Origin of the sequence: Streptomyces sp. NPDC085932, from assembly GCF_044540525.1 — a bacterium.
In the GTDB taxonomy this organism is placed as follows: Bacteria; Actinomycetota; Actinomycetes; order Streptomycetales; family Streptomycetaceae; genus Streptomyces; species Streptomyces levis.
In genome coordinates this window covers 415,859-435,662 of record NZ_JBITSJ010000001.1, presented here as the reverse complement: position 1 = coordinate 435,662, position 19,804 = coordinate 415,859, and the positions used below count along the sequence as shown (strand labels likewise).

Annotated in this window: 19 protein-coding genes; 10 read left to right on the top strand and 9 right to left on the bottom strand. The window is 73.7% G+C overall.

Translation table 11 applies throughout. The features are described 5' to 3' along the window. The first annotated feature begins 56 nt into the window (after positions 1-56). From ACIGAQ_RS01815 to ACIGAQ_RS01805, 3 genes are all read left to right on the top strand, one after another. The gene (locus tag ACIGAQ_RS01815) at positions 57-1,499 is read left to right on the top strand and encodes a family 43 glycosylhydrolase (protein ID WP_362277769.1); all 1,443 of its coding nucleotides are present in this window, start codon (positions 57-59) and stop codon (positions 1,497-1,499) included. A 79-nt stretch (positions 1,500-1,578) separates the two neighbouring features. After that, on the top strand, positions 1,579-2,487 hold the full coding sequence (locus tag ACIGAQ_RS01810) for a polysaccharide pyruvyl transferase family protein (RefSeq protein ID WP_399778417.1): 909 nt from the start codon (positions 1,579-1,581) through the stop codon (positions 2,485-2,487). A 105-nt stretch (positions 2,488-2,592) separates the two neighbouring features. Then, complete coding sequence (locus tag ACIGAQ_RS01805) at positions 2,593-2,913, top strand: DUF3040 domain-containing protein (RefSeq protein ID WP_311680544.1); 321 nt, start codon at positions 2,593-2,595, stop codon at positions 2,911-2,913. Positions 2,914-2,942: 29 nt separating this feature from the next. On the opposite strand, the gene ACIGAQ_RS01800 is transcribed toward ACIGAQ_RS01805, so the two are convergent. From ACIGAQ_RS01800 to ACIGAQ_RS01790, 3 genes are all read right to left on the bottom strand, one after another. Continuing rightward, complete coding sequence (locus ACIGAQ_RS01800) at positions 2,943-3,917, bottom strand: glycosyltransferase family 9 protein (RefSeq protein ID WP_399778414.1); 975 nt, start codon at positions 3,915-3,917, stop codon at positions 2,943-2,945. A 136-nt stretch (positions 3,918-4,053) separates the two neighbouring features. Further along, positions 4,054-5,052 carry a glycosyltransferase family 9 protein gene (locus tag ACIGAQ_RS01795; RefSeq protein WP_399778411.1) on the bottom strand — a complete coding sequence of 333 codons (999 nt, stop codon included), beginning with the start codon at positions 5,050-5,052 and terminating at the stop codon, positions 4,054-4,056. Beyond that, on the bottom strand, positions 5,049-5,657 hold the full coding sequence (locus ACIGAQ_RS01790) for a D-glycero-alpha-D-manno-heptose-1,7-bisphosphate 7-phosphatase (RefSeq protein ID WP_399778408.1): 609 nt from the start codon (positions 5,655-5,657) through the stop codon (positions 5,049-5,051). The genes ACIGAQ_RS01795 and ACIGAQ_RS01790 overlap by 4 nt, the downstream gene beginning before the upstream one ends. Positions 5,658-5,846: 189 nt before the next feature. Here ACIGAQ_RS01790 and ACIGAQ_RS01785 point away from each other — a divergent pair, with 189 nt between their 5' ends. The 4 genes from ACIGAQ_RS01785 to ACIGAQ_RS01770 all read left to right on the top strand — a co-directional run bounded on the left by ACIGAQ_RS01785 (position 5,847) and on the right by ACIGAQ_RS01770 (position 8,048). Continuing rightward, positions 5,847-6,635, top strand: a complete 789-nt coding sequence (locus ACIGAQ_RS01785; protein WP_399778405.1) for a polysaccharide deacetylase family protein — start codon at positions 5,847-5,849, stop codon at positions 6,633-6,635. Between the two features lie 100 nt (positions 6,636-6,735). Then, complete coding sequence (locus tag ACIGAQ_RS01780; protein ID WP_399778402.1) at positions 6,736-7,176, top strand: SRPBCC family protein; 441 nt, start codon at positions 6,736-6,738, stop codon at positions 7,174-7,176. Positions 7,177-7,437: 261 nt separating this feature from the next. Continuing rightward, the gene (locus tag ACIGAQ_RS01775; RefSeq protein ID WP_399778399.1) at positions 7,438-7,917 is read left to right on the top strand and encodes a hypothetical protein; all 480 of its coding nucleotides are present in this window, start codon (positions 7,438-7,440) and stop codon (positions 7,915-7,917) included. Between the two features lie 2 nt (positions 7,918-7,919). Continuing rightward, the gene (locus ACIGAQ_RS01770) at positions 7,920-8,048 is read left to right on the top strand and encodes a hypothetical protein (RefSeq protein ID WP_399778396.1); all 129 of its coding nucleotides are present in this window, start codon (positions 7,920-7,922) and stop codon (positions 8,046-8,048) included. Between the two features lie 13 nt (positions 8,049-8,061). Here the strand turns inward: ACIGAQ_RS01770 and ACIGAQ_RS01765 are convergent, their stop codons facing one another. The 5 genes from ACIGAQ_RS01765 to ACIGAQ_RS01745 all read right to left on the bottom strand — a co-directional run bounded on the left by ACIGAQ_RS01765 (position 8,062) and on the right by ACIGAQ_RS01745 (position 14,782). Continuing rightward, the gene (locus ACIGAQ_RS01765) at positions 8,062-9,216 is read right to left on the bottom strand and encodes an XdhC/CoxI family protein (protein WP_362277785.1); all 1,155 of its coding nucleotides are present in this window, start codon (positions 9,214-9,216) and stop codon (positions 8,062-8,064) included. 44 nt (positions 9,217-9,260) lie between these two features. After that, positions 9,261-10,718: an NCS2 family permease gene (locus tag ACIGAQ_RS01760; RefSeq protein ID WP_399778392.1), complete on the bottom strand. Its 1,458-nt coding sequence runs from the start codon at positions 10,716-10,718 to the stop codon at positions 9,261-9,263. 202 nt (positions 10,719-10,920) lie between these two features. Beyond that, positions 10,921-13,308 carry a molybdopterin cofactor-binding domain-containing protein gene (locus ACIGAQ_RS01755; RefSeq protein ID WP_311680535.1) on the bottom strand — a complete coding sequence of 796 codons (2,388 nt, stop codon included), beginning with the start codon at positions 13,306-13,308 and terminating at the stop codon, positions 10,921-10,923. 2 nt (positions 13,309-13,310) lie between these two features. After that, a complete protein-coding gene (locus ACIGAQ_RS01750; protein ID WP_311680533.1) occupies positions 13,311-13,892 on the bottom strand; it encodes a 2Fe-2S iron-sulfur cluster-binding protein in 582 nt (193 codons plus the stop codon). Continuing rightward, a complete protein-coding gene (locus ACIGAQ_RS01745; RefSeq protein ID WP_311680532.1) occupies positions 13,892-14,782 on the bottom strand; it encodes a xanthine dehydrogenase family protein subunit M in 891 nt (296 codons plus the stop codon). Before ACIGAQ_RS01745 ends, ACIGAQ_RS01750 begins: the two co-directional genes overlap by 1 nt. Positions 14,783-15,158: 376 nt before the next feature. Here ACIGAQ_RS01745 and ACIGAQ_RS01740 point away from each other — a divergent pair, with 376 nt between their 5' ends. Together ACIGAQ_RS01740 and ACIGAQ_RS01735 are read left to right on the top strand one after the other, a co-directional pair. Then, on the top strand, positions 15,159-16,859 hold the full coding sequence (locus ACIGAQ_RS01740) for a PucR family transcriptional regulator (protein ID WP_399778388.1): 1,701 nt from the start codon (positions 15,159-15,161) through the stop codon (positions 16,857-16,859). Positions 16,860-17,024: 165 nt separating this feature from the next. Next, complete coding sequence (locus tag ACIGAQ_RS01735) at positions 17,025-17,789, top strand: hypothetical protein (protein WP_399778385.1); 765 nt, start codon at positions 17,025-17,027, stop codon at positions 17,787-17,789. Between the two features lie 73 nt (positions 17,790-17,862). On the opposite strand, the gene ACIGAQ_RS01730 is transcribed toward ACIGAQ_RS01735, so the two are convergent. After that, complete coding sequence (locus ACIGAQ_RS01730; protein WP_399778382.1) at positions 17,863-18,642, bottom strand: GntR family transcriptional regulator; 780 nt, start codon at positions 18,640-18,642, stop codon at positions 17,863-17,865. Positions 18,643-18,817: 175 nt separating this feature from the next. Here ACIGAQ_RS01730 and ACIGAQ_RS01725 point away from each other — a divergent pair, with 175 nt between their 5' ends. Further along, positions 18,818-19,669: a (2Fe-2S)-binding protein gene (locus tag ACIGAQ_RS01725; protein WP_399778379.1), complete on the top strand. Its 852-nt coding sequence runs from the start codon at positions 18,818-18,820 to the stop codon at positions 19,667-19,669. The last annotated feature ends 135 nt before the right edge of the window (positions 19,670-19,804 follow it).

Here is a 19,804-nt window from a genome sequence, read left to right as displayed (position 1 = left end):
CGTCCGAAATCACGGACAGAGTCGGTCTCCCTCACCCCTGCCCCCGGAGAACTCCCTTGAGACGCAGAGCCCTTCGGCTGTTCCTGGCGGTCCTCGTCGCCCTCGCGACCTGCCTCACCGGCGCGCCCGCGCAGGCCGCCGAGCCCGACTCCCCCGCCGTCACGTACACCAATCCGATCGCGGAGAAGCGCGCCGACCCGCACATCGTCAAGCACACCGACGGCTTCTACTACTTCACCGCGACCGTCCCCGAGTACGACCGCATCGTGCTGCGCCGGGCGACCACCATCCAGGGGCTGCAGTCGGCGCCGGAGACGACGATCTGGACCAGGCACGCCGGCGGTGTCATGGGCGCGCACATCTGGGCGCCGGAGATCCACTTCATCGACGGCAAGTGGTACGTGTACTTCGCCGCGGGCGCCACGCACGACGTCTGGGCGATCCGGATGTACGTCCTGGAGGGCACCGGCGCGGACCCGCGCACGGCCGCCTGGACGGAGAAGGGCCAGATCAGAACCCAGTGGGAGAGCTTCTCCCTGGACGCCACCACCTTCGTCGTGAACGGCGTGCGCTACCTGGCCTGGGCGCAGCGCGACCCGTCCGTGGACAACAACACCGACCTCTACCTGGCCCGGATGGCCAACCCCTGGACCATCACCGGGACTCCGGTGATGCTGTCACGGCCCACCTACTCCTGGGAGACCGTCGGCTACAAGGTCAACGAGGGGCCGGCCGTCATCCAGCGCGGCGGCAAGGTGTTCATGACGTACTCCGCGAGCGCCACGGACAGCAACTACTGCCTCGGCATGCTCACCGCGTCGGCGAGCGCGAACCTGCTCAGCCGGGCGTCCTGGAGCAAGAGCCCCACGCCCGTGTTCGCGAGCAGCGCCGCGACCGGCCAGTACGGGCCGGGCCACAACTCCTTCACGGTCTCCGAGGACGGCAAGAGCGACATCCTCGTCTACCACGACCGCGGCTACAAGGACATCAGCGGCGACCCGCTGCACGACCCCAACCGCCGTACGCGCGTGCAGAAGGTCTACTGGAACGCCGACGGCACACCGAACTTCGGCATCCCCGTGGCCGACGGGGTCACCCCGCAGCGCTTCTCCTCGCACAACTTCCCGGACCGGTTCGTCCGGCACTACGACTACCGGGCCCGGATCGAGGCGAACGTGACCCGGCTCGCCGACTCGCAGTTCCGGGTCGTGCCCGGTCTCGCCGGCAGCGGCACCGTCTCGCTGGAGTCGGCGAACTTCCCCGGGTACCACCTGCGGCACGACGCCTTCGAGGTGTGGCTGGAGCGGAACGACGGCAGCGCGCGGTTCGCCGCCGACGCGTCGTTCCACCGGCGGGCCGGTCTCGCCGACCCGGCGGGCGTGTCCTTCGAGTCCCACAACTACCCGGGGCGCTACGTCCGCCACTGGGAGTACCTGCTGAACGTGCAGGCGGTGAGCACCGCCACCGACCGGGCGGACGCCACCTTCCACGCCCGGTGACCGCAGGTCATATGAGAGTAATGCCCTGAATGCCCCGTCGGTGGGCGGGCACTCAGGGCATGTGCAGACACGACAGGGCATGCGACCGCGCAGGGTGCTGCTCACCGGGTGGTTCAGCTTCCGGGACGGGGAGGCCACCGCCGGGGACGTGCTCGCCCTGCGCCGGGTGGAGGACGTACTGCGGGGGACGGGCATCCCCTACGACATCGCCTGGAGTCCCGGCTTCCGGCCGGAGGCACTGCATCTGGACCGGCTCCGGCCGCAGGACTACAGCCACCTGGTGTTCGTCTGCGGCCCGTTGCACGGGCCGCAGATCGAGGAACTGCACCGGCGGTTCGCGCACTGCGTGCGGATCGCCGTCGGCACCTCGGTGATCGACCCGGACGGCCCGGCCGTGACCGGCTTCCACCGGGTGCTGCCCCGGGACGGGCCGGACAGCGAACCGGTGGAGGACCTGGCGGCCCGGGCGCCTCAGGTGCCGGCCCGGCCGGTGGTCGGGGTGATCCTCACGTACGGGCGGGAGGAGCACGGGCAGCCGCGGCGGCCCGTGCAGGTCGCCGAGGAGGTGACGCGCTGGCTCGCCGCGAAGGACTGTGCCCGGCTGGAACTGGAGACCCGGCTCGACACCCACGACTGGCATCTGAGCGCCACGCCCGCGCAACTGCAGTCCGTGCTGGCCCGGCTGGACCTCGTGGTCACCGACCGGCTGCACGGCCTGGTGATCGCCCTGCGGGTCGGCACCCCGGTGCTGGCCGTCGACCCGGTCGCCGGCGGCGCCAAGCTGACCGCGCAGGCCCGGGCCTGCGGCTGGCCCGCGCTGGTGCCCGCCGAACGACTGGACGTGCGGCAGCTGGACCGCTGGTGGGACTGGTGCCTGACCGGTGGGCGGGTGACCGCGCGGCAGATCCGGGACGGGTTCCGTGAGGGCACCGTGCCGGACAGCGCGGACCGGCTCGTCGAGGCGCTGGCGCGACCGGTTCCCGGTTAGCTCCGGCACCTCGCGGGGCACCCGCTTGTTCGTCCCCCGCCGCACGTCCCCGCCGCCCGTCCCGCCGGGAGGACCCACGGTCCGGCCGCCCGGAAGGAGAACCGCGTGTCCATCGGCCGACTCCCCGACCACGAGCAGCGCATCCTCGACGAGATGGAACGCGTCCTGCGCCGCGACCGCCGCCTGGACCGCCGGATGCGCACCCTGCGGCCCGGCCGCCGCCCCGATCCGGCCGGGCTGCCGGCCCGGCTCGCCTCCTACCGGCCCCGCGTGCTGACCGTGGCCGTCCTCTTCGCGGTGTCGACGGGTCTGATGGTGGCCGGGATGGTCACCTCCGAGCCCGCCGTGATCTGGGCGTTCGCCGCCCTGTGGCCGCCGACGCTGTTCGCCGGGTTCCGGCTGATGTGCCGGTGGTGCGGAGGCTGAGCCGTACGGGTCCCCCGCCGTGCCGGGCCTCAGGGGTGTGCCGTGCCCGGCAGGGCGGCGACGGCGTCCAGGACGTCGGCGGGGGTGATGCGCAGCAGCGCGGGGTCGGTGCGGTGGGCGTGCGGGTCGCCCTCCGGGCCGTACCACAGCGCGCGGTGGCGCGGGTCGGGCGGCGGGCCCCAGCGGCTGGGCGCCACCGGGCCGAACAGCGTGACGGAGCGCGTGGCGTGGGCGACGGCGAGGTGGGCGATGCCGGTGTCGCCGCTGATGACGACCCGCGCGTCGGCGACGAGCGCGGCCAGCCGGTCGAAGGGCAGGCCGCCGCCGAAGACGTCCGTGTCGGGCAGCCCGGCCTGCTTGGCGAGCCGCGCCACCAGGTCCCCCTCGTCGGCGCCGCCGGTGACGACGACCCGGTGGCCCCGGGCCCGCAGCTCCGTCGCCACGGCGGCGTAGCGCTCCACGGGCCAGCGGCGGGCCGGTGATCCGGCCCCCGGGTGCAGCACGATCGCGCCGGGCGCCGGGGAGGCCGTCCGTGGGCGGGCCAGGTGCACGTCGCCGGGGTCGGCGTCGATGCCGTACGCCCGCAGCATCCGGCACCAGCGGTCGCGCTCGTGCTCCTCGGCGGACCAGGGCGGGCCGTCGACCTCCGGGGTGTCGGGGTGGGCGAAGGCGAGCAGCTTCAGCGGGCGCAGGCCCATCAGCAGCCGGTGGCTGGGCGGGCCGTTGCCGTGCAGGTCGACGGCGACGTCCGGGGGCGGGCCGGTCCAGTCCAGCGAGCGCGGTACCGCGCGCCCCGGGGCGGCGGCGGGCAGCAGCCGGTCCACGGCGCCCGTTGCCTCGGCGACCGGTGCGAGTTCGGCGGGCGCGGCCAGCACGAGTTCGTGGCGCGGGTACGCCCGCCGCAGGGCGCGCAGGGCGGGAACGCCGGCGAGGAGATCACCGAGGCCCAGGGCGCGCAGGACGAGAAGGCGGGGCGGGACGGCGGGCGGCGTGTCCGGTGTCATGGCAGCAGCCTGCCGCGTGGCCCGCGGGTCCGCCCCCGCGACCCGGCCCAACGGGTGTGTCATGCGCGGGTGCCCAGGGAGCGGCCCCGCACGGCGGCGGTGGTCCGCCGGCCGTGCGCGTGCCCCGGCGGGATCCTCATCTCTCTCCCCGCAGTTTCTCGACGGCGGTGACCACGTCGTGCGCGGTGACGGTGTCCAGGCAGGGGTGGCCGGGCACGGGGCACTGCCGGGCCCTGCTGTCCGCGCAGGGCGCGTCCTGGTCGCCGAGCAGGACGTAGGGGACGCCGTAGGGCCGCCAGCGCCCGGCGGGCACGACCGGGGCGAACAGGGAGACGACGGGGGTGCCGACGGCGGCGGCGAGGTGGGCGGGGCCGGTGTTGCCGGTGACGACGGTGTCGGCGCCCGCGAGGACGCCGGACAGTTCCGCCGCGCCGGTGCGCCCGCCGAGGTCGAGGGCCTGCTCACCGGCGACGAACGCGGTCAGCTCGCTCTCCTCCGGCCCGCCGGTGACCACCACCCGGTGGCCGGCGGCGGCCAGTTCGCGCACCGCCTCGGCGCAGCGCTCGGGGCTCCAGGCGCGGGCGGGGACGCTGGCGCCGGGGTGCACGACGACGTAGGGGCCGGGCCCGGTGAGTCCGGCGGTCGGGGGCGGCGGGAGCACGCGCAGCCGGCCGTCGTCGGCCGCCGGGAACCCGGCGGCCGCGGCGAGGTCGAGAGCGGCCTCGGCCTCGTGGGCGTGCGGGGCGCGCTGGTGGCGTACGTCGAGCAGGGAACCGGGGTAGTCGTCGCTGTCGGCGGCGATGAAGCCGACGCCGGCCAGGCGCAGCAGCAGGGCGGCGGGCAGCGGCGACTGGTGGAAGGAGGTGAGGATCAGCGCGGTGTCCGCGGCGGACGCCTCGATGGTGTCGATGAGCTGGTCGACCTCGCCGCGGCCGACGGGCGGGGGTGTGAAGCCCACCCAGGGCGCGTCCCACACGAGGATGTCGTCGACGCCGGGCAGCAGCCGGGCGGCGGGCGCGCCACGCGGGCCGCACAGCAGGGTGACGGTGTCCGCCCGGGCGGCGACCGCGCGGATCGCGGGGCCCGCGAGCAGCACGTCGCCGAAGCTGTCGAGTCGGGTCACGAGTGCTCTCACCGGCACCTCCCCGGTGCGGGGCCGGTGGCGAAGGCCTCCCGGACGGGCCGTTCGTCGGCCAGGACACGGCCGCGCGGCACTCCGTCCAGCACCGCGCGGACGGCGGTGACGAGGTCGGGGGCGATGTGATCGGCCGCCGCGGTCTCCTCGGGACGGGTCCGCGCGTTCGGGACGAGGATGCCGTGGGCACCGGCCCGGCGGGCGGCCTCCACGTCGGCGCCGATGTCACCGATGACGACGAGGTCGGCGGGGTGGGTGCAGACGCGTCCGGCCGCCCACAGCACCATGCCGGGCTGCGGCTTGCGGCACCGGCAGCCGTCGTCGGGGCCGTGCGGGCAGACGGCGAACACGTCGAAGGGGCCGAGGAGCTCGTCCACGCGGTGGTTGACGCGGCGGACGTCGGCCTCGGTGAGCAGGCCGCGCGCGACGCCGGACTGGTTGGTGACGACGCCGGTGGCGATGCCGGCCTCGCGCAGGAGGGCGAGCGCCTCCCGGGCGCCCTCGACGGGGCGCACCAGGCCGGGGTCGCCGTTGTAGGGGACGTCCTCGACGAGCGTGCCGTCGCGGTCGAACAGCACGGCCTTGACGCGGCGGGCCGGATTCACGGGGACACCTCCACGTGGGGTCTGGGGACTACGGTGCTGGCGAGTGCCGCGGGTGAGCTGACTTAAACAATTGATGCCTACTTACGGCAAAAGCGCCCATTTGTCACCGTGAGTAGCGCTGCGATGGTCCGGGCGGTACAGAGCGAAGCCGTATAAACGGCGTGTATACTCGGTGTGTATAGTCCCGGCATGCCTTCTCTGACCAAGAAGATGACGCAAACGGGGACCGCGTTCCGAACAGCCGGAACGCTCGCGGCTGCCGCCGCCCTCACCCTCGCCCTGAGCGGCTGCTCCGGGCTCGACACCACCGCCCCCAGCGCCGCGCGGGCCCAGCCGGCCGCCGGCGCCCAGGCCGCCCGTTACGGCACCGTGGACTGCCGCGAGGCCAAGTGCATCGCGCTCACCTTCGACGCCGGGCCGAGCGAACACTCCGCGCGACTGCTGGACATCCTCGAGGAGAAGCAGGTTCCGGCGACCTTCTTCCTGCTGGGCGAGCGGCACATCGAGAAGTACCCGGAACTGGTGCGGCGCATGGCCGACGAGGGCCACGAGGTGGCCAGCCACACCTGGGACCACAGGATCCTCACCGAGCTCGGCCCCGAGGAGATACGCGAGGAACTGGAGCGCCCGAACCGGGAGATAGAGCGCCTCACCGGCCGCCGCCCCACCCTGATGCGCCCGCCGCAGGGCCGCACCGACGAGACCGTGCACGAGATCTGCCGCGAACTCGGCCTGTCCGAGGTCCTGTGGACCGTGACGGCGAAGGACTACACGACCACCGACTCGGACCTGATCGGCCGCCGCGTCCTCGACCAGGCGTCCCGGGACGGGATCATCCTCCTGCACGACATCTACGACGGCACGGTGCCGGCCGTGCCCGGGATCATCGACGCCCTGAAGGAACGGGGCTTCGTCTTCGTGACGGTGCCGCAGCTGCTGGCGCCGGGAAAGGCGGAGCCGGGGGCCGTCTACCGGTGAGGGGCACGACGGCCCGCGCCGGGCACCCGTCGCCTGGGCCGGGTGGATGAACCGGACGCGGGCGGGTCGGGGGGCGGGACGGGTTCCCTACGATCGTGCCGTGGCGAACATCGAGCTCCAGCGCACGGCCCCGCTCCCCCTCGACGAGGCGTGGCGCCGGATCACGGCGTGGCCCCGGCACGGTGACGTCGTGCCACTGACCGTGGTCCGGGTGGTCCCGCCCGGACCGACGCGCGAGGGCACGCGCGTCGTGGCCCGCTCGGGCGTCGGACCGCTGGCGTTCGACGACCCCATGGAGGTCGTCCTCTGGCGGCCGCCCACGGACGGATCCCCGGGGCTCTGCCGGCTGGAGAAGCGCGGGCGCGTGGTCCTCGGCTGGGCCGAACTGGAGGTGCGGCCGGGGCCGGGCGGGCGCACCCGGGTGGTGTGGCGGGAGGAGATCCGGCTCCGTTTCCTGCTGGCGCTCTTCGACGGCGTGGTGCGGCGCTCGGCCCGGGTCGTCTTCGGCCGGGCGCTGAACCGCCTGCTCCGCCGGCCGTGAGCCGGGGCGGAACTTTCGTCCAAGACAACGCGGCCGACGTCGGCGACCGTGGAGGCATGCGCAGTCACGAAGCGGAGGCCGAGCCCGGCTGGGACGTCGCCCTCCCCCTCGGCGCTCCCTCCCTCGACGGCGTCCTGACGGCCGGGTTCCGCGACCGTGCGGCGGCCGGGCCGGACCTGCGGGTGCTCCCGCAGCCGGCGGCGACCGTCCTCCTCGGGCTCGGGCACGCCCCGCTCACCGTCGAGGACGCCGGCGGCCGCCGTGCGCTGCGGGGTTGCCTCGCCGCGCTGTCCCCCCCGTCCGGCCCGGATCCGCGGTGCACGGGTCGAGTGCGTCGAGATCCGTCTGTCGCCCCGGGCCGCCTACGCGTTGCTGGGCGTCTCCCCGCGCGAACTGGACGGGTGCGTCGCCCCCTTGGAGGATCTGTGGGGCCGGGACGAGTGGCTCCTGCGGGAGCGGCCGGCCGCCACCCCCGCCTGGGACCGCCGCCTGGCCCTCGTGGACGGCTTCCTCGCCGAACGGGCCGCACGAGCACCGGAGATGGCGCCCGAGGTGGCCGCCGCCTGGGACACCATCGTGGCCCGGCGGGGCAACGTACGGGTCGCCGAGCCGGCCGTCTCCTGCGGCTGGAGCCGCAAGCGGCTGTGGTCCCGGTTCAGCGCCCAGAGCGGCCTCACGCCCAAGCGCGCCGCCATGCCGGTCCGCTTCGACCGCGCCGCCCGCGCCCTGCGCTGCTGGTGAACGTGGGCGGCAGGGAGCGCACCCGCGCGGACTTCGAGGAGCTGTGCGGGGCCGCCGGCCTGACCCTGGCCTCGGTCACGCCGCTGCCGGAGGCGGACCCGTTCTCGCTGCTGGAGGCCGCGGTCCGCTGACCGGACGGGCGGTTCAGGCGACCGACCCGATCCGCCGCCCCACGGCACCCGGCCCGGGCTCGTGGTGGATCGGCGTGTGCGCGCCCGTGAGCGACACCCCGCTGCCGCCGCGCCGCCCGGCGACGATCTCCGCCGCGATCGACAGGGCCGTCTCCTCCGGGGTGCGGGCGCCGAGGTCCAGGCCGATCGGCGAGTGCAGACGGCTCAGCTCCGGCTCGGTGACGCCGACTTCGCGCAGCCGGGCGTTGCGGTCCAGGTGGGTGCGCCGGGAGCCCATGGCGCCGACGTACGCCACCGGCAGCCGCAGCGCGAGCTTCAGCAGCGGGACGTCGAACTTGGCGTCGTGGGTCAGCACACACAGGACGGTGCGGGCGTCGACGTCCGTGCGCTCCAGGTAGCGGTGGGGCCAGTCGACGACGATCTCGTCGGCCTCGGGGAAGCGGGTGCGGGTCGCGAAGACCGGGCGGGCGTCGCACACCGTGACGTGGTAGCCGAGGAACTTGCCGACGCGGACCAGGGCGGAGGCGAAGTCGATCGCGCCGAACACGATCATGCGGGGCGCGGGGACCGAGGACTCGACCAGGACCGTGAGCGGCGCTCCACAACGAGAGCCCTGCTCTCCGATCTCCAGGGTGCCGGTGCGCCCGGCGTCCAGGAAGGCGCCCGCCTCGGCCGCGACCGTGCGGTCCAGCTCCGGGTGGGCGCCGAAGCCGCCGTACCGGGAGCCGTCGGGGCGGACCAGCAGGGCGCGGCCGGTCAGTTCACCCGGACCCGACACGATGCGCGCCACCGCCGCCGCCTCCCCTCGCGCGGCGGCGGTGAGCGCGGCTCGCACCACCGGCCGGACCGGATCGGCGGCCCGTACCGGGGTGACCAGGATGTCGATGACGCCACCGCAGGTCAGGCCCACGGCGAAAGCGTCGTCGTCGCTGTAGCCGAAGCGTTCCAGGACGGTCTCGCCGTCCCGCAGCGCCTGCTCGCACAGCTCGTAGACCGCGCCCTCCACACAGCCGCCGGAGACCGAGCCGATGGCGGTGCCGTCGGCGTCCACCGCGAGCGCGGCGCCGGGCTGCCGGGGCGCACTGCCGCCGACGGCCACCACGGTCGCCACGGCGAAGTCACGGCCCTGCTCGACCCACCGGTCGAGCTCCTCGGCGATGTCCAGCATCTGTCTCGGTCTCCTTGAGGCTGCGTGTCGGGCTGCGGAGGGCGTCAGTGGACGCCCAGCCAGCTCTCGATCGGGTTGAGGGCGAAGTAGACGAGGAACACCGCGGTGAGGATCCACATGAAGGCGCCGATCTCGCGCCACTTGCCCTGGGCGGTCTTGATGGCGACGTAGGAGATGACGCCCGCGGCGACACCGGTGGTGATGGTGTAGGTGAAGGGCATCAGCACGACCGTGAGGAACACCGGTATGGCGGTGGCGCGGTCGGCCCAGTCCACGTGCCGGGCGTTCATCAGCATCATCGCGCCGATGACGACGAGGGCGGCGGACGCCACCTCCTGCGGCACGATCGCGGTGAGCGGGGTGAAGAACAGGCAGGCCGCGAAGAACAGTCCGGTGACGACCGAGGCGAGACCGGTGCGGGCGCCCTCGCCGACCCCGGTCGCCGACTCGATGAACACCGTCTGGCCGGAGCCGCCCGACACCCCGCCGATCGCCCCGCCGGCCCCGTCGATGAACAGCGCCTTGGACAGGCCCGGCATCCGGCCCTTGTCGTCGGCGAGCTTGGCTTCCGTGCCGACGCCGATGATGGTCGCCATGGCGTCGAAGAACCCGGCGAGCACCAGCGTGAAGACGATCATGCCGACGGTCATCGCGCCGACCTCGCCCCACCCGCCGAACTCGACGTCGCCGAAGAGCGAGAAGTCGGGCATGGACACGGCGCTGCCGTGCAGTTCGGGGGCGCCGGCCGCCCACTGCTTGGGGTCGATGACGCCGGCGGCGTTCAGGACCGCGGCGACGACCGTGCCGCCGAGGATGCCGATGAGGATGGCGCCCGGGATGTGCCGGGCCTGGAGCATGAAGATCAGCAGCAGGGTGCCGGCGAAGAGCAGGACCGGCCAGCCGGCGAGTTCGCCCGCCGGGCCGAGGGTGACGGGAGTGGCCTCGCCCTGGTGCACGAAGCCGGACTTGTAGAAGCCGATGAGGGCGATGAACAGGCCGATGCCCATGGTGATGCCGTGCTTGAGCGCGAGCGGGATCGCGTTCATGATCATCTCGCGCAGGCCGGTGACGACCAGCAGCATGATGACGACGCCGTACATCACGCACATGCCCATCGCCTGCGGCCAGGTCATCTCGGGCGCGACCTGGGAGGCGAGGACCCCGGAGACGGACAGGCCCGCGGCGAGGGCGAGCGGCACCTTGCCGACGAAGCCCATCAGCAGGGTGGTCAGGGCCGCCGCGAACGCGGTCGCGGTGATCAGCGCCTGCTGCCCGAGGGTGGCCCCGGCCGCGTCCTTGCCGGACAGGATCACGGGGTTGAGCAGGAGGATGTACGCCATCGCCATGAAGGTCGTGATGCCGCCGCGCACTTCGCGGGCGACCGTGGACCCTCTGTGGGATATGTGGAAGTACCGGTCGAGCCAGGACCTGCCGGCCGGGACGCGGGTGCCTTCGCCCGCGTCGTCGGCTGTGGTCCTCGGCTCTACTGACTGCTGGGTCATGTGGGCCTACTCCCAAGGTTCATAGGGGCACCCGCGGCTCGTCGGGCGACGGGCGGGATTTGGGAAGGTGCTTCGGCCGCACGACCCGGGGGACGGCCCGAGGCGAACGATCAGTCGGTTCCCGGGGACCGCGAGCGGTGCGGTGCCCGGTCCTCCGGGCGGCGCGGAAGTGTGACGTTCCGGTGCGCCGCCCGGAGAGCTCTCACGCGGTGCCGGTCAGGTGCTCGGGGCGGACCGGCGTCCTGTTCAGCTCCAGCCCGGTCGCCGCGCGGATCGCCGCGAGCACGGCCGGGGTGGACGACAGGGTGGGTGCCTCGCCGATGCCGCGCAGCCCGTACGGGGCGTGGTCGTCGGCGAGTTCGAGCACGTCGACGGGGATGGTCGGCGTGTCGAGGATGGTGGGGATGAGGTAGTCGGTGAAGGAGGGGTTCTTGACCTTGGCCGTCTTCGGGTCGACGACGATCTCCTCCATGACCGCGACGCCCAGGCCCTGGGTCGTGCCGCCCTGGATCTGGCCGACGACGGAGAGCGGGTTGAGCGCCTTGCCGACGTCCTGGGCGCAGGCCAGTTCGATCACCTTGACCAGGCCGAGCTCGGTGTCGACCTCGACGACGGCCCGGTGCGCGGCGAAGGAGTACTGCACGTGCCCGTTGCCCTGGCCGGTGCGCAGGTCGAAGGCTTCGGTCGGCCGGTGCCGCCACTCCTCCTCGACCTCCACGACCTCGCCCTCCAGGACGTCGGCCAGGTCGCCGAGGACCTCGCCGCCGTCGGTGACGACCTTGCCGCCCTCCAGGAGCAGTTCGGCCGTGGCCCAGGCCGGGTGGTAGGAGCCGAACTTGCGGCGGCCGATCTCCAGGACCTTCTCACGGACGAGCTCGCAGGCGTTCTTCACCGCGCCGCCGGTGACGTACGTCTGCCGCGAGGCCGACGTCGAACCGGCGCTGCCGACCTGGGTGTCGGCCGGGTGGATGGTCACCTGCGTGACGCCGAGTTCGGTGCGGGCGATCTGCGCGTGGACGGTGACACCGCCCTGCCCGACCTCCGCCATGGCCGTGTGGACGGTGGCGACGGGTTCGCCGCCCACGACCTCCATGCGGACCTTGGCGGTGGAGTAGTCGTCGAAGCCCTCGGAGAAGCCGACGTTCTTGATGCCGACGGCGTAGCCGACCCCGCGGACGACGCCCTCGCCGTGCGTGGTGTTGGACAGGCCGCCCGGCAGCTGCCGTACGTCGGCGCCCTCGCTGGACTCCCACTGGCGCTCCGGCGGCATCGGCATCGCCTTGACGCGGCGCAGCAGTTCGGCGACCGGGGCCGGGGAGTCGACGGGCTGGCCCGTGGGCATGAGGGTGCCCTGCTCCATGGCGTTGAGCCGGCGGAACTCCACCGGGTCCATGCCGAGTTTCGCCGCGAGCTTGTCCATCTGCGCCTCGTAGGCGAAGCACGCCTGGACCGCGCCGAAGCCGCGCATGGCGCCGCAGGGCGGGTTGTTGGTGTAGAGGGCGATGGCCTCGATGTCCACGTCGTCGATCACGTACGGGCCGACGGACAGGGAGGAGGCGTTGCCGACGACCGCCGGGGAGGCGGAGGCGTAGGCGCCGCCGTCCAGGACGATCCGGCACTTCATGTGGGTGAGCTTGCCGTCCTGGGTGGCCCCGTGCTCGTAGTACAGCTTCGCGGGGTGGCGGTGGACGTGCCCGAAGAAGGACTCGAAGCGGTTGTAGACGATCTTGACGGGCTTGCCGGTGCGCAGCGCCAGCAGGCAGGCGTGGATCTGCATCGACAGGTCCTCGCGGCCGCCGAAGGCGCCGCCGACGCCGGACAGCGTCATGCGCACCTTGTCCTCGGGCAGGCCGAGCACGGGGGCGATCTGGCGCAGGTCGCTGTGCAGCCACTGGGTGGCGATGTAGAGGTGGACGCCGCCGTCCTCCTCCGGCACGGCGAGCCCGGACTCGGGGCCGAGGAAGGCCTGGTCCTGCATGCCGAAGGTGTACTCGCCCTCGACGATCACGTCGGCCCGCTCGCGGGCCTTCGCCACGTCGCCGCGCACGATCGGCTGGCGGTGCACGATGTTCGGGTGCGGGACGTGACCGCTGTGGTGGTCGTCGCGGTTCTCGTGGACGAGGATCGCGTCCGGGGCGGTGGCGGAGGCCTCGTCGGTGACGACGGGCAGCTCCTTGTACTCCACCTTGATCTTCGCTGCGGCCCGGCGCGCGGTCTCCGGGTGGTCGGCGGCGACGAGGGCGACCGGCTCACCGTGGTGGCGGACCTTGCCGTGGGCGAGGACCGGCGTGTCCTGGATCTCCAGGCCGTAGTTCTTCACGTCGGTGGGCAGGTCGTCGTACGTCAGCACGGCGTACACGCCGGGGGTGGCGAGGGCCTGGGAGGTGTCGATCGAGACGATCTCGGCGTGCGCGACCGTGGAGCGGAGGATCTGGCCCCACAGCATGTCCTCGTGCCACATGTCGGAGGAGTACGCGAACTCGCCGGTGACCTTGAGGGTGCCGTCCGGGCGGAGCGTGGACTCGCCGATGCCGCCCTTGGTCTGCGAGCCCTGGGTGATCTTGGTGGGCGTTCCGTTGGGGGAAGACATGCTCAGACCGCCTCTCCCTGCCGGGCGGCCGCCAGGCGGACCGCGTCCATGATCTTCTCGTAGCCGGTGCAGCGGCACAGGTTGCCCGACAGGGCCTCGCGGATGTCCGCGTCGGTCGGGTTGGGGTTGCGCTCCAGCATCTCGTCGGCCGCGACCAGCAGGCCGGGCGTGCAGAAACCGCACTGGACGGCGCCGGCGTCGATGAACGCCTGCTGGATCGGGGAGAGTTCGGTGCCCTCGCCGGTCTGCGAGTCGGTGCCCTTGGCCTGCCACGCCCGGGCGTCCTGGAGCCCGGTGCCGCACGCCCCTGAGGCGCAGCCGCCCTCGGCGCGCTGCTTGGCGTACTCGGCGAGGCCCTCGACGGTGACGACCTCGCGGCCCTCCACCTGCCCGGCGGCGACCAGGCACGAACACACCGGCACGCCGTCCAGACGGACCGTGCACGAGCCGCACTCGCCCTGCTCGCAGGCGTTCTTGGAACCGGGCAGTCCGAGCCGCTCCCGGAGCACGTACAGCAGGGACTCGCCCTCCCACACGTCGTCGGCTTCCTGCGGACGGCCGTTGACCGTGAAGTTGACGCGCATTACGCAGCTCCCTCCGAAGCGCGGCGGGCGCCGCGGTAGGACTCCCAGGTCCAGGTCAGCGTGCGGCGGGCCATGACGCCGACCGCGTGGCGGCGGTAGCTCGCCGTGCCCCGGACGTCGTCGATCGGGTTGCAGGCGGCGGAGCACAGATCCGCGAACTGCTTGGCGACCGACGGGGTGATGATCTTGCCGTTGTCCCAGAAGCCGCCCTCCTCCAGCGCGGCGTTCAGGAACTCCTCGGCGGCCTTGGCCCGTACGGGCGTCGGGGCGGCGGAGCCGATGCCGGTGCGCACGGTGCGGGTCTCGGGATGCAGCGCCAGTCCGAAGGCGCACACGGCGATGACCATGGCGTTGCGGGTGCCGACCTTGGAGAACTGCTGGGGCCCGTCGGCCTTCCTGATGTGCACGGCGCGGATCAGCTCGTCGGGCTGGAGCGCGTTGCGCTTCACGCCCTGGTAGAACTCGTCGATCGGGATCCGGCGCGCGCCGCGCACCGACTCGACCTCCACCTCGGCGCCCGCGGCGAGCAGCGCCGGGTGGGCGTCGCCGGCCGGGGAGGCGGTGCCGAGGTTGCCGCCCACGCCGCCGCGGTTGCGGATCTGCGGGGAGGCGACCGTGTGCGAGGCGAGGGCGAGACCCGGCAGCTCGGCGCGGAGGTTCTCCATGATCTTCGTGTACGGCACCGAGGCGCCGAGCCGCACGCTCTCCTCGCCGACCTCCCACTCGGAGAGGTCGCCGACGCGGTTCAGGTCCATGAGGTACTCGGGCCGGCGGTGGTCGAAGTTGATCTCGACCATCACATCGGTGCCACCCGCAATCGGCACAGCGGTGGGGTGCTCGGCTTTCGCGGCGAGCGCCTCCTCCCAGCTGGCGGGGCGAAGGAAGTCCATGACCGGCTCTCTTCTTCGTCTTCTCGTGGGGCGTTCAGATTGAGCCAATCCGTGTGCGGCGGTCCCGGCTCGTTCATGTGCTGTTAACGCGTAGTGGCCTCAGTACACAGCGCCGTACTCCGACGGGGTCAGTCACGGAAACCATGAAGGAGTTGGCTGGCCAGGAGAGGCATCTTGTAGATTCGTATGAACGGAGGCCATCTTTTACCTCCTCGTTTTCCTGTGGAAACGCGCGACACGACCGCGTGACCTGGGACACAGCCGGGACACGGTCCGGGGACGGCCGGCGCCGCCCACCAGGCCGCCGGACAGGTGGTCCGCCACGGCCCGCCAAGATCCACCATAGATTTCGAGACAAAGAACGGCGGCGACGAGAATGCGGCTGCGCGCACTGCTGGACACGGACGCGCTGGGCCTCAAGCTGCTCGGCGGCGAGGACGAGCTGGACCGCGCCGTGCGCGGCGTGATGACCACCGACCTGCGCGACCCGAGCCGCTACCTCTCGGGCGGCGAACTCGTGCTCACGGGCCTGGCCTGGCGCCGGGACTCCGCGGACTCCGAGCCGTTCGTGCGCCTGCTGGTGCAGGCCGGGGTGGCGGCCCTGGCCGCGGGCGAGGCCGAGCTGGGCGACGTGCCCGAGGACCTGGTCACGGCCTGCGCCCGCCACCGCCTTCCGCTGTTCGCGGTGCACGAGTCGGTGGCCTTCGCGACGATCACCGAGCACGTCGTGCGGCAGGTCTCCGGCGAGCGCGCCGGCGACCTCGCGGCGGTGGTCGACCGGCACCGCCGGATGATGACGTCGGGCCCGGCGGGCGGCGGCCCGGACGTCGTCCTGGACCTGCTCGGCTCGGACCTCGACCTGCGGGCCTGGGTCCTGTCCCCCACCGGCCGCCTCGTCGCGGGCTCGAAGGGGACCGGCCCGGCCCTGCCCGCCGACGCCTGCGCCCGCCTCGCGGCGGAGCACCTGTCCGCCACCCGCACGGGCCGCCGCGGGCCCCACCGCGTGATCCTGGGCTCCACCACCTACTCGCTCTTCCCGATCGGCCCGGGGGGCCGCGCCTCGCAGGGCGCCCGGGACGTCCGGGAGACCGTGCTGTCCGACTGGCTGCTGGCGGTCGAGGCGGACGCCGGGGACTGGGCCGAGGAGCGCCTGGACCTGCTGTACGGCGTCACCCAGCTGATCGCGGTCGAACGGGACCGCCGGGACGCCGCCCGCACGGTCCGCCGCCGGCTCGCCCAGGAGGTCCTGGAACTGGTCCAGACGGGCGCGGCCCCCGCCGAGATCGCCGCCCGCCTGCGTGTGGCCGCCCCGGTGCTGCTGCCCGGTCTCGGCGCGGCGCCGCACTGGCAGGTCGTCGTGGCCCGCGTGGACTGGGACGGTGCCGGGACCGAGACGGGCCCGGTCGCCCAGGCCCTCCTGGAGGAGATGCTCGTCGACCCCTCCCCGAGCTCTGCGAGCAGGGGACACCAGTCCCCCGGCCCGGAGCACGCCGACCGCATCGCGGTGGCCCACACGGGCGACGAGGCCATCGCCCTGGTCCCGCTGCCGGCCGTCTCCGCCGAGCACGACGGCTCGGAGACCGGCGTCCTCGCGGACGCGCTCCTGGAGTCCGTACGGGCACCTCTCACGGCCGGCCTGGACGACGACGGCCGGCTCACCCTCGGCGTCAGTGCGGCCGTGCACTCGGCGGAGGGGCTGCGCGGGGCGCTGGAGGAGGCCCGCCACGCCCGGCGCGTCGCCGCGGCCCGCCCGGGCCGGGTCTGCGCGGCGGGCCACCAGGAACTGGCCTCCCACGTCCTGCTGCTCCCCTTCGTCCCGGACGACGTCCGCCGCGCCTTCACGGCCCGCCTGCTGGACCCGCTGCGCGACTACGACCGCCGGCACCGCGCCGAGCTGATCCCGACGCTGGAGGCCTTCCTCGACTGCGACGGCTCCTGGACGCGCTGCGCCACCCGTCTGCACCTGCACGTCAACACGCTGCGCTACCGGGTGGGCCGTATCGAGCAGTTGACGAGCCGTGACCTGTCGCGGCTGGAGGACAAGCTGGACTTCTTCCTCGCCCTGCGCATGAGCTGAGGCGCGGGCGTCCCGTGGTCCGAACCCGGGGCGCCCCTCAGTCCCACGACTTTGTGAAATCCTTCACCCACCCTCTTGGCCCGGCCCCGCGATTCGTGCTGAGATGCCGCCACCACTCAACAGCTCGATGGCGTGCTCGGGGAGGGCAACGTGGCGCATACCGCCATGTCTGGTAACGGAACGACCCCTGGTGACGATCCCCTCCAGACCGCGGTATGGCGGCTGCGCTCCCGCGGGTGCTGGGCCGACGCGGCCGCACTGCTGCTTCCCGCCACCCCGGCGGCGGCGCTGCAACGCGCGTCGCTGCTGGTCGAACGGTGTCTGTACACCGAGGAGGGCTGGGAGGAGGCCGAGGACGCGCTGCGCACGGCCGAGGCCCTGGCCCACAGCGACGACGAGCGCGGTGCGGCCGCTTGTGAACGCGGGTACTTGGCCTATGCGGCGACCCTGCTGGCGGTCCGGGACCGGGCCGACGAGGCACGGGCCGCGCTGGGCCGGGCGGCGGCGCTGGTCCCTCCCGGGGCTCCGGCCCGGGCCCTGCTGGACTTCCGGCGCGGACTGCTGGCGGAGAACCTGACGCGTTCGCCGCAGGCCGCGCGCGCCGCGTACCGTCGCGCGCACGCCGGTGCCACGGCCCACGCCGACCCGCTGCTGCTGTCCTTCACCTGGCGCCACCTGGCGGGCTGCGCCCTGCGGGACGGCGAACTGGCGGAGGCCCGGCACGGGTTCGCCGAGTCCCTGCGGATCCGTGAGGAACTCGGCTACCTGGTGGGCACCGCCCCGGCGCTGGTGTCCCTGGCCGACACGGAGACGGAACCGGAGGCGTCCCGGCTGCGGGAGGAGGCCCGGCGGCTGTACCGGCTGCTCGGGGGTGTGCCGACCTGGCTGGCCCGGCACCTGGCACCGGCGCCCCCGGCGGCGACGGCCTGAGGGAACCGCGCCGTGCGGGCTCGGCCCGCCCTGCCCGTCGACGGCGCGACGACGCGTGCGGACGAGGCGGGTCTCAGCCGCCGGCCGCTCCCGTGAAGTGCTCCCCCACCAGTGCCCGCACCACGTCCAGGTCCCGGGCGATGAGCGCGTCCAGCAGCGCCGTGTGTTCGTGCGCGTCCGCGATCAGGTCCGCACGCCCCCGCAGGCCCGGCCCGCCCCCGACCAGCGGCCACTGCGCCCGGCGGTGCAGGTCCTCCGCGATCCGCACCAGCTGGCGGTTCCCGGACAGGGACAGCACCGCCCGGTGGAACCCGCGGTCGGACTCCGCGTACGTCGCCCGGCAGCCGGAGGAGGCCGCGCGGACCGTCGCCTCCGCCAGCGGGCGCAGCTCGGCCCACCGCTCGGCGGGCACCGTCCGGGCCAGCCGCAGCATGACCGGCACCTCGATCAGCGCCCGGACCTCGGCCAGCTCCGCCAGCTCGCGCGTCCCCCGCTCCACCACCCGGAAGCCGCGGTTGGGCACCACCTCGACCGCGCCCTCCAGCGCCAGTTGCTGCATCGCCTCGCGCACCGGCGTCGCCGACACCCCGAAGCGCTCCCCGAGCACCGGCGCCGAGTACACCTCGCCGGGCCGGAGGTCCCCGGCCACCAGCGCGGCCCGCAGCGCGTCGAGGATCTGACCCCGCACCGAGGCCCGCTGCACGACGGGCCGCACCCGCGGCGCGGGAGGCTCGGAGTGCGTGTGCTCCCCGCGCGCCGCCGCGGCCTGCCGTGGAACCCGGGCCTGCCCGGCGGTCTCCGCCCGGACCTGGGGAATCCCCGTCCCGGCGGAGCCCTGCGCATCCTGCTTCACGGGTCCTCCTCCGGACGTGTCGGTACTTGGGGTCATTACGGCGGGTTGTTACTCGTCCGTCAAGCACGATAAGCGCACCGGCCCCCAGTTCAAATCCCGGCGATCTTCGGTAAGGTAAGGCTTACCTTCAGGACTTGCCCGCGAAGGTCGTCTACAGACACGGATCGGTGATCACATGCCCGCGACCCGTTCGGCCGTCTCCGGCGCCTACGCACGCCTGGCCGAGGTCCTCCCGGGACTCACCGTCACCGAACTCGGCCCCCAACGGGAGACCCCGCACGGCGGCGGCTGGATCGGCGCCGCCGACCTGGCCGCCGCGGGCCCCGGCCTCGACGCCTACCTCGCGTGGGACGAGGCCCAGATCCGCCGGGACTACGACCGGCAGGCCCGCCCGGACGTCGTCGCCAGCTTCGGCCTGCACCGCTACGCCTGGCCGGCCTGCCTGCTGATCACCGTGCCCTGGTTCCTGCAGCGCCGCGTCCCCCGCTACCCCGTGACGCACGTCTCGTACGACCGCACCGACCCCGCCCACGCCCTCGGCCACCTCGCCGTCCGGCCGGCCGGCTTCGCCTGCCTGCCCGGCGACGAGGCCGCCGCGCTGCCCGGCGCCCGGGTCGTCGAGGACGAGGAGGCCCTGCGCGCGGAGGTACGGTCGGCCGTCGCCGAGCACCTGGAGCCGGTCCTGACCGGTTTCGGCCCCCGGATGCGGCGCCGCGGCCGGGCCCTGTGGGGCATGGCGACGGACGAGATCGTCGAGGGCCTGTGGTACGTCGGGCAGCTGTTCGGCGAGCTGGAGGAGCGGCGCGCGATGCGCGAACTGGAGCTGCTCCTGCCGGGCGCGACCAAGCCGTACGTCGGCACGGCCGCGTTCCGCGAGCTGACCGGCCCCGACGGCGAGCCGCTGCGTACCCGGGACCGCGCCAGCTGCTGCATGTTCTACACGCTGCGCCCCGAGGACACCTGCGCCACCTGCCCGCGCACCTGCGACACGGACCGAGTCAGCAAGCTTCTGGCCACGGCCAGTTGACGGACCGTCGGGCGTCAGGCCCTCCCGGCGTCCCGTAGGATCATCACGCAACCGGGCGGCCATGCGCCCACAGGCGATTCACAACTTCCTCACGGGTCACGGGAACTTTCCGGAGAACCACTCGTACGGGTAGTC